At 69.3% G+C, this 13,842-nt stretch carries 13 protein-coding genes and 1 tRNA gene; 2 read left to right on the top strand and 12 right to left on the bottom strand.

Annotated features, from left to right (window positions below; translation table 11 throughout):
* Positions 1-237: 237 nt before the first annotated feature.
* From cysN to C1I93_RS21380, 9 genes are all read right to left on the bottom strand, one after another.
* The gene (gene cysN / locus C1I93_RS21420) at positions 238-1,542 is read right to left on the bottom strand and encodes a sulfate adenylyltransferase subunit CysN (RefSeq protein WP_111245087.1); all 1,305 of its coding nucleotides are present in this window, start codon (positions 1,540-1,542) and stop codon (positions 238-240) included.
* Positions 1,542-2,453 carry a sulfate adenylyltransferase subunit CysD gene (gene cysD / locus C1I93_RS21415; RefSeq protein WP_111245086.1) on the bottom strand — a complete coding sequence of 304 codons (912 nt, stop codon included), beginning with the start codon at positions 2,451-2,453 and terminating at the stop codon, positions 1,542-1,544. Before cysD ends, cysN begins: the two co-directional genes overlap by 1 nt.
* Positions 2,454-2,527: 74 nt before the next feature.
* A complete protein-coding gene (locus tag C1I93_RS21410; protein ID WP_111245085.1) occupies positions 2,528-3,361 on the bottom strand; it encodes an inositol monophosphatase family protein in 834 nt (277 codons plus the stop codon).
* A gap of 103 nt (positions 3,362-3,464) precedes the next feature.
* The gene (gene pth / locus C1I93_RS21405) at positions 3,465-4,055 is read right to left on the bottom strand and encodes an aminoacyl-tRNA hydrolase (protein ID WP_111245084.1); all 591 of its coding nucleotides are present in this window, start codon (positions 4,053-4,055) and stop codon (positions 3,465-3,467) included.
* A 92-nt stretch (positions 4,056-4,147) separates the two neighbouring features.
* Positions 4,148-4,855 (bottom strand): 50S ribosomal protein L25/general stress protein Ctc, encoded by a 708-nt coding sequence (locus C1I93_RS21400; protein ID WP_111245083.1) that lies wholly within the window; start codon positions 4,853-4,855, stop codon positions 4,148-4,150.
* Between the two features lie 282 nt (positions 4,856-5,137).
* Entirely contained in the window at positions 5,138-6,118 is a 981-nt protein-coding gene (locus C1I93_RS21395) for a ribose-phosphate diphosphokinase (protein ID WP_111245082.1), read from the bottom strand.
* 60 nt (positions 6,119-6,178) lie between these two features.
* Positions 6,179-7,747 carry a bifunctional UDP-N-acetylglucosamine diphosphorylase/glucosamine-1-phosphate N-acetyltransferase GlmU gene (gene glmU, locus C1I93_RS21390; RefSeq protein WP_181445264.1) on the bottom strand — a complete coding sequence of 523 codons (1,569 nt, stop codon included), beginning with the start codon at positions 7,745-7,747 and terminating at the stop codon, positions 6,179-6,181.
* A 58-nt stretch (positions 7,748-7,805) separates the two neighbouring features.
* A tRNA-Gln gene (locus tag C1I93_RS21385) sits at positions 7,806-7,880 on the bottom strand.
* Between the two features lie 30 nt (positions 7,881-7,910).
* Positions 7,911-8,759 (bottom strand): helix-turn-helix domain-containing protein, encoded by an 849-nt coding sequence (locus C1I93_RS21380; RefSeq protein ID WP_223256478.1) that lies wholly within the window; start codon positions 8,757-8,759, stop codon positions 7,911-7,913.
* Between the two features lie 133 nt (positions 8,760-8,892).
* On the opposite strand from C1I93_RS21380, the gene C1I93_RS21375 reads away from it, so the two are divergent.
* Together C1I93_RS21375 and C1I93_RS21370 are read left to right on the top strand one after the other, a co-directional pair.
* Positions 8,893-9,858 (top strand): acyl-CoA desaturase, encoded by a 966-nt coding sequence (locus C1I93_RS21375; RefSeq protein WP_111245079.1) that lies wholly within the window; start codon positions 8,893-8,895, stop codon positions 9,856-9,858.
* A 112-nt stretch (positions 9,859-9,970) separates the two neighbouring features.
* The gene (locus C1I93_RS21370; RefSeq protein ID WP_223256480.1) at positions 9,971-10,657 is read left to right on the top strand and encodes a TetR/AcrR family transcriptional regulator; all 687 of its coding nucleotides are present in this window, start codon (positions 9,971-9,973) and stop codon (positions 10,655-10,657) included.
* Positions 10,658-10,672: 15 nt separating this feature from the next.
* Here C1I93_RS21370 and C1I93_RS21365 read toward each other — a convergent pair whose 3' ends face one another.
* The 3 genes from C1I93_RS21365 to C1I93_RS21355 all read right to left on the bottom strand — a co-directional run bounded on the left by C1I93_RS21365 (position 10,673) and on the right by C1I93_RS21355 (position 13,785).
* Positions 10,673-11,152, bottom strand: a complete 480-nt coding sequence (locus C1I93_RS21365; protein WP_111245078.1) for a DUF4383 domain-containing protein — start codon at positions 11,150-11,152, stop codon at positions 10,673-10,675.
* A 233-nt stretch (positions 11,153-11,385) separates the two neighbouring features.
* Positions 11,386-11,838, bottom strand: a complete 453-nt coding sequence (locus C1I93_RS21360) for a DUF4383 domain-containing protein (RefSeq protein ID WP_111245077.1) — start codon at positions 11,836-11,838, stop codon at positions 11,386-11,388.
* Positions 11,839-11,967: 129 nt separating this feature from the next.
* Entirely contained in the window at positions 11,968-13,785 is a 1,818-nt protein-coding gene (locus C1I93_RS21355; RefSeq protein WP_111245088.1) for an ABC-F family ATP-binding cassette domain-containing protein, read from the bottom strand.
* Positions 13,786-13,842: the final 57 nt, after the last annotated feature.

The raw sequence follows: 13,842 nt of genomic DNA, 5'->3' as shown, positions 1-13,842 counted from the left end.
CCACCGCTATCCCCGCCGCCGGAGCCACCCGCCTCGACTGAGCGAAGGGCACCCTGCCCACCCTTTGCTCTGCTTGAACCCACGCGACGGTTTCCGGCAGGAACCGTCGCGTCCGGTGAAGCAGAGCAAAGGGACGCTGGGGGTGACGGTGTCTCCCGGCGGAGGGTGGGCGTGGCGCGGGCAGGGCCCGTCGACAGCACCAACGGATCAGCTCGACAGCGGCGGCACCGCGCTGGGTCAGCTGGCTTCGACGATCATGCCGGCGGCGACGGTGCGGTTGGTGGTTTCGTCGATGATGATGAAGCCGCCGGTGGTGCGGTTGCGGCGGTACTCGTCGGCGAGCAGGGGGATGGTGGTGCGGAGCCGGACCCGGCCGATCTCGTTGAGGCGGAGTTCGGTGGCGGTCTCGTCGCGGTGCAGGGTGTTGATGTCCAGGCGGTAGTGCAGGCCCCGGACGATGGTCCGGGCGGCGCGGGTGGTGTGTTTGATGGCGTACCTGCCGCCGACCTGCAACGGGCGGGTCTCGTCCATCCAGCAGATCATCGCTTCGATGTCCTGGGCGACGGCCGGGGCGTTGTTGGGTCGGCAGATCATGTCGCCACGGGAGATGTCGATCTCGTCTTGCAGGCGGACCGTCACCGACATCGGGGGGAACGCCTCCGCCACCGGGCCGTCGGCGGTCTCGACACTGGTGATTCGGCTGGTGAAGCCCGAGGGCAGCACCATCACCTCGTCACCCGGCTTGAGCACCCCGGAGGCCACCTGGCCGGCGTAGCCGCGGTAGTCGGTGACAGTTGTCGACTGGGGGCGGATCACGTACTGCACCGGGAAACGCACGTCGACCAGGTTGCGGTCACTGGCGATGTGCACCCGCTCCAGGTGGTGCAGCAACGCCGGGCCTTCGTACCACGGCATGTGCGACGAACGGGTGACGATGTTGTCGCCCCGCAACGCCGAGATCGGCACCACCGTCAGATCCGGTACGTCCAGCTTCGCGGCGAAGGCGGTGAACTCGTCGGCGATGCGATCGAAGACCTCCTGCGAGAAGTCCACCAGATCCATCTTGTTGACGCAGAGCACCAGGTGTGGCACCCGCAACAACGAGCAGAGGAACGCGTGCCGTCGGGACTGCTCCACCAGACCCTTGCGGGCGTCCACCAGGATCAGCGCCAGGTCCGCGGTCGAGGCGCCGGTGACCATGTTGCGGGTGTACTGGATGTGCCCCGGGGTGTCGGCGATGATGAACTTACGCCGTGGCGTGGCGAAGTAGCGGTACGCCACGTCGATGGTGATGCCCTGCTCGCGTTCGGCCCGCAACCCGTCGGTGAGCAACGCCAGGTTGGTGTACTCATCGCCCCGGGCCGCGCTGACCGCCTCCACCGCGGCCAACTGGTCGGTGAACAGCGACTTCGTGTCATACAACAACCGACCGATAAGGGTCGACTTCCCGTCATCCACACTGCCCGCGGTCGCGAACCGCAGCAGATCCATCGGCCGGCCGGTCGACTCGGCAGCAGCCGGCGCGAACGTCTCGGTGCTCATCAGAAGTAGCCCTCCCGCTTGCGGTCCTCCATCGCGGCCTCGCTGACCCGGTCGTCACCTCGGGTCGCCCCACGCTCGGTGATCCGGGTCGCGGCGACCTCCTCGATGACCTTGTCGACCGCGTCGGCGTCGGAACGCACCGCCGCCGTGCAGGAGGCGTCACCCACCGTGCGGTACCGCACCCGGGCCTTGAACCGCTCCTCGCCCACCCGTGCCGGCAGGAACTCGTTGACCGCGTAGAGCATGCCGTCGCGTTCGACCACCTCACGCTCGTGCGCGAAGTAGATCGACGGCAACTCGATCCGCTCCCGGGCGATGTAGTGCCACACGTCCAACTCGGTCCAGTTCGACAGCGGGAAGACCCGGATCGACTCGCCGGGATGGTGTCGCCCGTTGTACAGCGACCACAGCTCCGGCCGCTGATTCTTCGGATCCCACTGCCCGAACTCGTCCCGGAAACTGAACACCCGCTCCTTGGCCCGTGCCTTCTCCTCATCCCGACGAGCCCCGCCGAACAACGCGTCGAACCGGTGCTTCTCCACCGCCTCCAGCAACACCGGCGTCTGGATCCGGTTGCGCGTGCCGTCCGCCGGCTCCCGCACCAGCCCGCTGGCCAGCGCCTCCGGCACACTCGCCACCACCAGTTGCAGACCCAGCTCGGCCACCCGCCGGTCCCGGTAGTCCAGCACCTCGGGAAAGTTGTGGCCGGTGTCGACGTGCATCACCGGAAACGGAATGCTCGCCGGCGCGAACGCCTTCTGCGCCAGGCGCAGCATCACGATCGAGTCCTTGCCGCCGGAGAAGAGCAGCACCGGCCGCTCCATCTCGGCAACCACCTCGCGCATCACGAAGATGCTCTCCGCCTCAAGCGCGTCGAGGTGGGTGACCTGGTAGGCCGGGGTGACGGTCATGACAGCGACTCGATTCGCTCGCTCATCCGGTTTCCAGACCTTTCCGGTCGGACATGTCAGGAAGTAGCGCCAGGCTACCCGCAATGCCGATGCAACGCTGCAAGTAACCGGCTGGCGAGATCCTTGCGGCACACCAGCAGGTCAGGCAGGCGCGGGTCCGCCTCGTTGTATTTCAGCGCAGAACCGTCGATCCGGGAAGCATGCAGACCGGTGGCCGTCGCCACAGCCACCGGCGCCGCCGAATCCCACTCGTACTGGCCGCCCGCGTGGACGTACGCATCCACCTCGCCGGTGACCACCGCCGCGATCTTCGCCCCGGCCGAACCCATCGGCACCAACTCCGCCCCGACCTCCGCCGCGACATCGGTCAGGAAGACCGGCGGACGGCTGCGACTGGCCGCCAACCGGATCGGCCCGGCCCCACCGGCAGTCGCCGCCTCCGCCCGCATCGGCGGGTACGCCGGCGGCGCATCCGTACCCAACACCCGGTGCTGCGCGGGCAACCCGACCGCCCCCGCGACCAGACCGTGCGACGTCGGCGCGTTACGCGCCCAGAGCGCGACGTGCACCGCCCAGTCCGCGCGGCCCTCCTCGCTGAACTCCCGGGTACCGTCCAACGGATCGATGATCCAGACCCGGTCGGCGGTCAACCGGGAAAGGGACGTGCTGCTCACCTCCGCCGCCCATGCCAACCGGGAACCCTCGTCCTCCTCGGAGAGCACCGCGTCACCCGGCCGCCACCGCGCCAACTCGCTACGAATCAGCTCGTGCGAGACCTTGTCCCCCGCCGACTTCAACGCACCGGGATCGGCGAACCCCAACTCCGCCCGCAGCCTCAACAACGCCTGGCCGGCCCGGTCCGCCAACCACCGCGCGAAGGCACCGTCGACCATCGGTGGACTGCTCATGCTCTGGGCTCCCGTCGCCGCAACGATCCGCGTACGCCGCGCAGCCGGCCCCGCCCGGCCGCCGAACCCGCAGACTACCGGCCCTGCCGGACCCCGCCGTCCCTCACCCGCCGTGATAGAGGTTCTGGGTCGGCTCCACACCCCGGGTGATCACAGACTCCACCACATCGGCCGCCCGATCCACCAGAAAGTCCAACTCCTTACGCTCCGCCGCGCCGAAATCGGAGAGCACGTAGTCAGCGGGATCCTGCCGGCCCGGCGGCCGACCGATGCCGAACCGCACCCGGACGTAATCTTTCGTACCCAACGACTTCGACATCGACCGCAAGCCGTTGTGGCCGCCCTCGCCGCCACCGCGCTTCACCCGTAGCTGCCCGTAGTCGATGTCCAGCTCGTCGTGCACCGCGATCACCCGATCCGGCGCCACCTGGAAGAACTGGGCCAGGCCCGCCACCGGCCCCCCGGACAGGTTCATGTACGTCAACGGCTTGAGCAGCACCAACTTCGGGCCACCGAAGCCGAGCCGCCCCTCGGCGACATCGGCCATCACCCGCTTGTACCTGCCGAACCTGGCATCCAGTCGGTCGGCCAGCAGGTCGGCCACCATGAAGCCCACGTTGTGCCGGTTGCCGGCGTACTCCCGACCCGGATTACCCAGGCCGGCCACCAGCCACGGCCCGGTCTCTTCGGTCACCGTCGTCCCCTCCGCTACCACGACCCGTTCCGATACGCCGACAGGCGCCCCCGGGAACCCCGGGGACGCCTGTCGCACAGCCTCTGGGCCGCTCAGGCCTCGGTCCGCGCCTCGGCGGTCTCCTCGCCACCCGCAGCGGCCGGCTCGCCGGCCTCGGCGCCCTCGGCAGCCGCGGCGGTCTCCTCGCCGACGCCGGCCTCGGCCTCCTCGTCGGCCGTCTGAACCTCGGGCAGCGTCGCCTCGAGCTGCTCCGCGGTCGGCGCGGCGGTGACCGTGGCGACCGCCAGCTCCGGGTCGGCGGCCAGCTCGACACCCGAGGGCAGCTCGACGTCAGCGGCGGTGACCTGGACGCCCGCCTCGGCACCCTCGATCGACGCCTCCAGGTGGTCCGGCACCTTGGTCGCGTCGGCGGTCACCGAGAGGGTGTCGTGGTCGTGCACGATCAGCGTGTCCTTCGCCGCCTCGCCGGTCAGCTGGACCGGAACGTCGACGGTGACCTTCTCACCGCGACGCACCAGCAGCAGGTCGACGTGCTCGAAGGTGTCCTTGATCGGGTCACGCTGGATCGCCTTCGGCAGCGCCAGCGCCTGAGTGCCGTCGCTGACCTCGATCGCGAAGAGCTGGTTGGCACCGCCCTTACGGATGGCCGCCGCGAACTCGCGGGCGGGCAACGCGATGTGCTTGGGCTTCTCGCCATGGCCGTACAGCACGGCGGGCACCTTACCGGCCCGGCGGGTACGACGGGCACCACCCTTGCCGAACTCGGTGCGGGGCTCGGCGCTGATCTTTACCTCGGACACGGGGAAACTCCTGATGCTTCGCTGCGGCAGCTTGTCGTCTGGCGGTGCTGGGCGGGGGGCTCGCAGGGGCTCATGCGTCAGCAGACTGCCCGGAGCACCGCGTCGATCACGGTGCCTCCGTGCGGCGCTTCTCAGCGGCCCGCAGGGCACCCTCGCCGTGGCAACCGCACCAGTCTACCCGAGCAGATTCCCGGGTTTCCGGCAGTCCCCACACCAACCCGCCCGGCACCCCGGCCGGGCCAGCCAACGAGGCCGACCCGACCGGTCACCGCAGCGCTCAGCTCAGCTCAACCCACCGAACAGGGTGGTCACCGAACCGTCGTCGAACACCTCACGGATGGCCCGGGCCAGCAGCGGCGCGATGGACAGCACCGTGAGCTTGTCGAGCTGCTTCTCCGGCGGCAGCGGAAGGGTGTTCGTCACCACCACCTCGCTGATCGGGCTGTTCTTCAACCGCTCGGTGGCCGGGTCGGAGAGCAGCGCGTGAGTCGACGCCACGATCACGTCCGCCGCACCGGACTCCTTCAGGATGTCCGCCGCCTTGCAGATCGTGCCGCCCGTGTCGATCATGTCGTCGACGACCAGGCAGACCCGACCCTCGACCTCGCCGACCACCCGGTTCGCCACCACCTGGTTCGGCTTCAGCGGATCCCGCGTCTTGTGGATGAACGCCAGCGGGCAACCACCCAGCCGGTCGGTCCACCGCTCGGCCACCCGCACCCGACCCGAATCCGGTGCGACCACGGTCATCGGCCGGCCGGCGTACTTGCGCTCCACGTACTCGGCCAGGATGTCCATCGCGAAGAGGTGGTCCACCGGGCCGTCGAAGAAGCCCTGGATCTGCGCAGTGTGCAGATCCACGGTGAGGATCCGGTTCGCCCCCGCGGTCTTCAACAGGTCCGCCACCAGCCGGGCCGAGATCGGCTCCCGGCCGCGGTGCTTCTTGTCCTGACGGGAGTACGGATAGAACGGCAACACGACCGTGATCCGCTTCGCCGAACCACGCTTCAACGCGTCGACCATGATCAGGGTCTCCATGACCCACGTGTTCACCCCGTGCGTGACGGACTGCACCACGAAGGCGTCCGAACCACGCACCGAGTCCTTGAACCGTACGAAGATCTCGCCGTTGGCGAACTCGTACGCGTCGGCCGGCGTCGGCGCGACGCCGAGCACCTCGCCGATCTCCCTGGCCAACTCCGGAAAGCCACGTCCGGAGAAGAGCATCAGGCTTTTGCGGTTTTCGGCGACGATGCTGCCCATGGGCCCGTCTGCTCCCGTTTTGGTCGGCGGTACCCGGCCACGGTGGTGGTCGGCCGGGGACTATTCGGTTGCAGTATCTCCCGCCTCAGCCGCCGTGCCCACCGACTCGGCGGTGCCGTGGATTGCCTCACCTTCCCTTGCGGCCGACCCCTCGGACGACGCACTCTGCACCGCGCGCTCAGCCGCCTGCGCCGAGACCGTGCCCGGTCGCTTACGCGCCACCCAGCCGTCGATGTTGCGCTGCGGCGCCCGGGTCACCCCGAGCGCACCGGGCGGAACATCCGTGGCGATCGCGCTGCCCGCCGCCACGTACGCCCCGGCGCCCACCTCGACCGGCGCGATCAGGCTCGTGTCACAGCCCACGAACGCCGCCTCGCCCACCACGGTGCGATGCTTGTTCACCCCGTCGTAGTTCACGAAGATCGTCGCCGCGCCGATGTTCGCCCGCGCCCCGATCGTCGCGTCACCGACGTACGACAGGTGCGGCACCTTCGCACCGGCACCCACCTCGGCGTTCTTCACCTCGACGAACGTGCCGACCTTCGACTTCTCCGCGAGCCGGGAGTCCGGCCGCAGGTACGCGTACGGACCCACGCTGGCACCCGGGCCGACCTCGGCACCGACCGCATGGCTACGCAGCACCGTCGCGCCCGCGTGCACCACCGTGTCGATGAGAGTCACGTCCGGCCCCACCACCGCGCCGCTACCGACCACCGAGCCACCCTGCAGCTGGGTGTTCTGGTCCACCACCGCGTCCCGGTCCAGGGCCACCGTCACGTCGATCCACGTCGTGGCCGGGTCGAGCAGGCTCACCCCGGCGCGCATCCAGCGCTCGTTGACCCGGTCCCGCAGCAGCCGCCGCAACGCCGCCAGCTCCACCCGGTCGTTGCAGCCGAGCGTCTCGGTGTGATCGGCCGCCAGGTGCACGGCCACCGGCTCGCCAGCGGCGACCAGCAGCTCGAACACGTCGGTGAGGTACTCCTCACCCTGGTCGTTGTCGGTGGAGAGCTTGCCCAACACCTCGCGCAGCCGCGTCGCGTCGAAGGCGTAGATGCCCGCGTTGATCTCACGGATCGTCAACTGCTCGGGGCTGGCGTCGCGCTGCTCGACGATCTGCCGCAGCCGGCCCGCGTCGTCCCGCACGATCCGGCCGAGCCCGGTCGGATCCGGCACCTGCGCGGCCAGCACGGTCGCCGCCGCCTGCTCGCCCTCGTGCGCCGCGACCAGCGCGCGCACCGTCTCCGGCCGCAGCAACGGCACGTCACCGTTGAGCACCACCACGGTGCCGGTCGCCTCGGGCGCTGCCTCCAGCGCGATCCGCACCGCGTGCCCGGTGCCGAGCTGCTCGGCCTGGAACACCGCGGTGCTCTCCGGGGCCACCTCGGCCAGGTGCGTCCGGACCTGGTCCGCGCCGTGCCCCACCACCACCATCGTGCGCTGCGCCACCAGCGGCTCGGCAGCGTTCAGCACGTGGCCGAGCAACGTCCGGCCGAGCAGGGGGTGCAGCACCTTGGGCAGCGAGGATTTCATCCGCTTGCCCTCACCGGCGGCAAGCACGACGACGGTTCGGGGGTGGGGCTCGGACACGACGTGGCTCCCGTCGGAACACGGACACTCTGTCGCGGCCATGCTAACCAGACAATCCGCCCCAGTTGCCATGGCCACCAGGATCGACGGCATATCCGTGTGGCTGGGGTGCCTGGATTCGAACCAGGAGCTCAAGGCTCCAAAGGCCTGCGGGTTGCCGTTACCCCACACCCCATCGACATGTCAAGACGGAACCACGCGTCAGCTATCGCTCGCGCACGGCCACCGACCGGAACAGCTCGGCGATCATACCTTCAATCCGCCAATAGAGCTCGCGGCTACGCGGCACATTGATCACCAGACATCCACGGTAGCCCTCGCCGGTATTGCGGCGCGCCGTGGCGGGGTTGTGTTTCTTGAGGTTCGGGTGCTGGAAGCGGTCACGCGGCAACTCCAGCTGCTCCGCCCACCACTCGGTGGCGGCATCGGCGTCAGCGCTCTCGTGGATGCTCACTCGGTAGGTCGGGGTTGCGCGGTCAACCCCAGAGAGCTCCAGGAAGCGCAGAAAGAGTGCAAGCAGTCCCGGGTCACTGTTGACGAACTCAACATGGTCGTCGCGACGCCACGGCTTTGACTTGGTGCCTTCACACCAGTAGGCGATTGCGCCGAGCAGTAGCACGTCCCGGTCGCTGAGTTGACCAACAGTCCTGCCTGCTGCGGCGTGAGTCTCTGCCTGGGCCTCATCGCGCGTCCGGCGATGTGCCGACCACCGCGCCTCGGTCATCGCCTTAGAGTGGGCCTGGCGGCGCTGCCGCTCCTGCTCCGCATCCCGGTCGAGCGGTAGGTGCCGCACCCAGAGGTACGCCGTCGAGCGGCTCACCGCCAACCGGCGCGCAATCTCTGGCACGGAGAGCCCAGTCGCGCGGAGGGACACCGCCTGCGCGCGTAGGTCGTCCTTGGCGTTGGGGCGTCGGGTCCGCTCCGACGGCGGGACGCCGCGCAGCAATTCGTACACCCGGTTTCGACCAAGACCGGTGCGGGCCCGGATCTCTCGGACTGAGAGGTGTTCCTCGGTGCGCAGTCGCCGCACCTCGGCGGCCTCAAAATTGGTCACGCCGCGCAGCTTAGGGCGAGCGTACGACAGCTTTGCCATCGTCCCTCGTCGCTGCCTGATGTGATCTACGGCGGCGTAAGTTACGGTGACGTAGGCGTAGTTTCGCGTTCCCTACCGTCCCCTGCGAGGTGCCATGTCGACCGCTCTGCTTGAACCGCATCCCACCGGCCCGAAGCCACTCACCGAGGGCACCCAGTCCCCCGGCATCCTGGTCGCGCTCTGGGCCTTCGTGGTGATCCCGTTCGTGGCCCTGCTCGCCGCCGTACCGGTGGCCTGGGGTGGCTGGTTGAGCTGGGTCGACGTGGGCATCGCGGCCTTCTGGTACGTGTTGGCGGGCCTGGGCATCACCGTCGGCTACCACCGCTACTTCACCCACGGATCGTTCAAGGCGAAGCGGTGGCTGCGCGTCGCCCTGGCGGTCTCCGGCTCGCTCGCCGTGCAGGGCGACATCATCCAGTGGGTCGCTGATCACCGCCGCCATCACGCCTTCTCGGACCTGGAGGGTGACCCGCACTCACCGTGGCGCTTCGGCAACAGCCTGCGCGGGCTGACCAAGGGGCTGTTCCACGCGCACGTAGGCTGGCTGTTCGGCCGCGAGCTGTCCAACCGGGGGCGTTTCGCCCCGGACCTGCTGGCCGATCGGGACATCCACCGCACCGCCACGCTCTTCCCCGTGCTCGCGGCGGTCTCGCTGCTCGGTCCGGCCCTGATGGGCGGGCTGTTGACCTGGTCCTGGCAGGGTGCGTTGACCGCGTTGTTCTGGGCCGGCCTGGTCCGCATCTCGCTGCTACACCACGTCACCTGGTCCATCAACTCGGTCTGCCACGTGTACGGTGAGCGGCCGTTCATGATGCGTCAGGGTGACCGGGCCGCCAACTTCTGGCCGCTGGCGATCGTCTCCTTCGGTGAGAGCTGGCACAACCTGCACCACGCCGATCCGACGAGCGCGCGGCACGGGGTGCTGCGGGGACAGATCGACATCTCGGCCCGGGTGATCTGGCTGTTCGAGAAGACCGGTGCGGCCTGGGATGTCCGCTGGCCGAAGCCGGAACGGCTCGCGGCGAAGATGGCGAAGCCTGCGGAGCAGGCCGCGGCGTGACAGTCACCGGGCAACCGGCCGGCAAGTTACCTGGCAGTATGTCCAGGTGACCGGGCAGAGCGCAGGCAGGATCCCACGACAGGGCGTCACCGAGCGCCGGCGAGGTGACGAGATGGCCGAGAATCCCGATGTGGTGAGCGGCAACCGCCGGCGACGGACGGTTGCCGCCGCACCGGCCAAGCCCCCCTCGCGGGTACGCATGTCGGCGGCGCAGCGCCGCGAACAGCTGATCTCGATCGGCCGGCAGATCTTCGCCGAGCGGGGCTTCGACGCCACCTCCATCGAGGAGGTGGCGTCCCGGGCCAAGGTCTCCAAACCCGTGGTCTACGAGCACTTCGGCGGCAAGGAGGGGCTGTACGCGGTGGTGGTGGACCGGGAGGTCAGGTCCCTGTTGGACCGGATCACCACGGCGCTGACCGCGGGTCACCCCCGTGAGTTGCTGGAACAGGCGGCGCTGGCCCTGCTCGGTTACATCGAGGAGGAGACGAGTGGTTTCCGGGTGCTGGTGCGGGAGTCACCTGTGCTCTCCGCGACCGGCAACTTCAGCAGTGTGATGAACGATGTGGCGCACCAGGTGGAGCACATCCTGGGCGCGGAGTTCTCCAGCCGGGGATACGAGCCGAAGCTGGCCGAGCTGTACGCGCAGGCGCTTGTCGGTATGGTCGCGCTTACCGGCCGCTGGTGGTTGGAGGTGCGCAAGCCGCGCAAGGAGACGGTGGCGGCGCACCTGGTGAACCTTGCCTGGAACGGGTTGTCGCACCTGGAGGCGAAACCAGGGCTGATCACGAGCACCCGCTGACCGCGACCGGTCGGGTCAGCGGCGGCGGTGGATCTCGGCGACCGGATGGTAGCGGCGGTTACGTTCCGCCTCGGCGTGCTCCTCCGGGCCGACCTTGTCGTACACGCCGGTGCCGAACAGGATCAGACCGAAGACCATCGAGACGATCACCGTCGACATGGAGAAGTTCAGGAAGTTGGCGCTGGTCTGCAACACCGCCATCATCAGGATGCTGGTGACCAGGAAGACGACCCCGGCGGTCAGGTTCATGTAGTGGCCGAGGTTGTTGCTCCGGGACGCACCGACGATGAGTACGACTCCGAAGATCACGGAGACCAGCGAGAAGGCCAGGTTGGTCCGCAGCCCGAGGGCCCAGCTGCCGTCCCTGGCGAACAGTGGTTCTCCCCAGGTCAGCGCGGTGCCCCAGACGCCGAAGACGAGGATGTAGAGCCCGACCAGAGCGGACAGCGCCCGGTAGACGGGCCGTGCGGGATGGTTCACCGGAAAGTGCGGCACGGCTCCTCCACGCCAACAGGAACAATCACCACAATTGTCCCGTAGCCGGCCACCGCTGTCCGCCCAACCGCCCACTATCCCGAGATCAACCACTCCGGCCCGGTCGAAGGCTCGGGCGAAGCGGAACCACTACAGGTTTTCGCCGGAGCCCGGCCCGCGCAGGGATCAAGCCTGACCGCCCGGAGCGGGTCGGGCTCCGGCGAAAACCCCACCGAACCCGCAGCCGAAACCCCTCAGAGGACGAGCCGAGCCTTCTTCCAGGCTTCGTGCTCGTCGTCGGTGCCGACCTTGCCGTACATGCCGGCCAGCAGCAGCACCAGGCTGGCCACCATGATCACGATGACCGTGGCGACACTGAGGTTGAAGATGTTGGCCTCGGTCCGGATGAAGGCGAGCCCGGCCAGGCTGACCACCATGATCAGGTACGCCGACCACTGGTTGATCAGCACGTCGAGGTTGCGGCCGATCGCCGTGCCGGCCAGCACGATGCCGCCGACCACGATGCTGAACACGGAGAAGCCGAGGTTGGTGCCCTGCCCGAGGATCTGGGTGTCGCCCCGGCCGAGGAGGGGCTCGCCGCTGCTGGCGAAGAAACCGAGCACACCGAAGACCACCAGGTACAGACCGGTCAGCCCGCCGATCGCCCGGTAGATCGGCTGCGCGGGGTGGTTGACGGGGGTATGCATGTCTGTGTCTCCAACGCCGTTGGGTGAGGGTCGTCGCCGATTCTCCCGCACCCCGCGATATGACGCCGCACACGGGTCCCGGCCAGCCGCAAGACCGCCGGCGGCGCGGCCGACCCAGGTGGTCATGGCCTAGGCGGGAATCTCCTCGGCCAGGTCCAACCATGCCTGCTCGACCTGCTCCCGCTCGGCGCGTACCTGGCCCAGCTGGGCGTCCAGCTCGGCGACCCGGGTGTAGTCGGTGGCGTTCGCGGCGAGCTGGTCAAGCAACGCCGCCTCCTGCTGCTCCAGCTTGCCGACCTGCCGTTCCAGCCGGGCCAACTCCTTGCGGGCCTGCCGCGCCTCGGCGGCACTCATCCCGGTGCCGCCGGTCACGGTGCCGTCCGCGCCAGACCCGCCGGACGCCGGTGCGGTCGTGCCCGGACCGAGCCCGGACCGGCCGGCGGTCCGGGCCAGGTACTCGTCGACACCACCAGGCAGGTGCGTCAGCCGGCCGTCACCGAACAGGGCGTACGTCGAGTCGGCCACCCGCTCGATGAGGTAGCGGTCGTGGCTGGCCACCACGATGGTGCCGGGCCAGGAGTCGAGCAGGTCCTCCAGGGCGGCGAGGGTGTCGGTGTCGAGATCGTTCGTGGGCTCGTCGAACAGCAGCACGTTGGGCTCACCGGCGAGCAGACGCAGCATCTGGAGTCGCCGCCGCTCGCCGCCGGAGAGGTCACCGACGGGGGTCCAGAGCCGCCGGTCGTCGAAGCCGAACACCTCGGCGAGCTGGGCTGCGGAGATCTCCCGGTCGCCGAGGCGTACCCGCCGGGCCACTTCCTCGACGGCTTCCAGGACGCGTAGTTCCCCGGGGAGTTCGGCGAGTTCCTGGGAGAGGAAGGCCGGCCGGACGGTGGAGCCGATGACCAGGCGACCACCGTCGGGTCGGGTGATGCCGGCGAGCATCCGCAGCAGGGTGGTCTTGCCGGCCCCGTTGGCACCGAGGATGGCGATCCGGTCGCCGGGGCCGACCTGCCAGGTGGCGTCCGTGAGGATGGTCTTGGGACCGGCGTGCAGGCGTACCTGCTCCAGGTCGTACACCTGCTTGCCGAGCCGGGCGGTGGCCAGCCGTTGCAGCGACATGGTGTCGCGCGGCGGCGGGACGTCGGCGATGAGCGCGTTCGCCGCGTCGATGCGGAACTTCGGCTTGGAGGTGCGGGCCGGCGGGCCGCGGCGCAGCCAGGCGATCTCCTTGCGGAGCAGGTTCTGCCGGCGGGCCTCGGTGGCGGCGGCGACCCGTTCCCGTTCGGCGCGGGCCAGGATCCAGGCGGCGTAGCCGCCCTCGTAGGCCCGCACGGTCTGGTCGGCGACCTCCCAGGTGGTGGTGCAGACGGCGTCGAGGAACCAGCGGTCGTGGGTGACCACCACCAGGGCGCCCTTGCGGCCGAGCAGGTGCCGGGCCAGCCAGTCGACGCCGCCGACATCCAGATGGTTTGTGGGTTCGTCGAGGATCAGCAGGTCGGCGTCGCGGACCAGCAGCGCCGCCAGCGCCACTCGGCGACGTTCGCCGCCGGACATCGGCCCGACCGGCGCGTCGAGGCCGAGGTGGGGCATGCCGAGCCCGTCGAGGATGGCGCGTACGCCGGCGTCGCCGGCCCATTCGTGCTCGGCGCCCATGCCTTCGGCGAGCCACTCGGTGCCGAGGACCACGTCCCGGACGGTCGCCTCCGGGCTGAGGGTGAGGTTCTGTGGCAGCCAGGCGACCCGCAGATCACGCCGGTGGGTGACCCGCCCGTCGTCAGGTTCCTCGCGGCGCGTGAGCAGCCGCAACAACGTGGACTTGCCGGCCCCGTTGAGCCCCACCACGCCGATCCGATCAGCATCGTCCAGACCGAGCGAAACCTCGGTGAGCAGCGCTCCGGCGGCGCCGTAGCCCTTGGACACCCGGTCCAGGTTGACGATGTTGGCCACTCCCCCACCCTCCATGATCAAGGCGTCCCCGGTGCCAACCGACACCCACGGGACGCC

Source organism: Micromonospora endophytica, assembly GCF_003236305.1.
GTDB classification, from domain to species: Bacteria; Actinomycetota; Actinomycetes; order Mycobacteriales; family Micromonosporaceae; genus Micromonospora; species Micromonospora endophytica.
Note: the sequence above shows the minus strand (reverse complement) of the source record. Positions and strands in the feature narration are given on the sequence as shown.

Coding starts and splice junctions, on each gene's coding strand:
- glmU (WP_181445264.1), bottom strand. CDS start 7,747: ATGGCCGCGACAGAGTGTCCGTGTTCCGACGGGAGCCACGTCGTGTCC.
- C1I93_RS21360 (WP_111245077.1), bottom strand. CDS start 11,838: ATGCATACCCCCGTCAACCACCCCGCGCAGCCGATCTACCGGGCGATC.
- C1I93_RS21370 (WP_223256480.1), top strand. CDS start 9,971: ATGGCCGAGAATCCCGATGTGGTGAGCGGCAACCGCCGGCGACGGACG.
- C1I93_RS21395 (WP_111245082.1), bottom strand. CDS start 6,118: ATGGGCAGCATCGTCGCCGAAAACCGCAAAAGCCTGATGCTCTTCTCC.
- C1I93_RS21410 (WP_111245085.1), bottom strand. CDS start 3,361: ATGAGCAGTCCACCGATGGTCGACGGTGCCTTCGCGCGGTGGTTGGCG.
- cysD (WP_111245086.1), bottom strand. CDS start 2,453: ATGACCGTCACCCCGGCCTACCAGGTCACCCACCTCGACGCGCTTGAG.
- C1I93_RS21375 (WP_111245079.1), top strand. CDS start 8,893: ATGTCGACCGCTCTGCTTGAACCGCATCCCACCGGCCCGAAGCCACTC.
- cysN (WP_111245087.1), bottom strand. CDS start 1,542: ATGAGCACCGAGACGTTCGCGCCGGCTGCTGCCGAGTCGACCGGCCGG.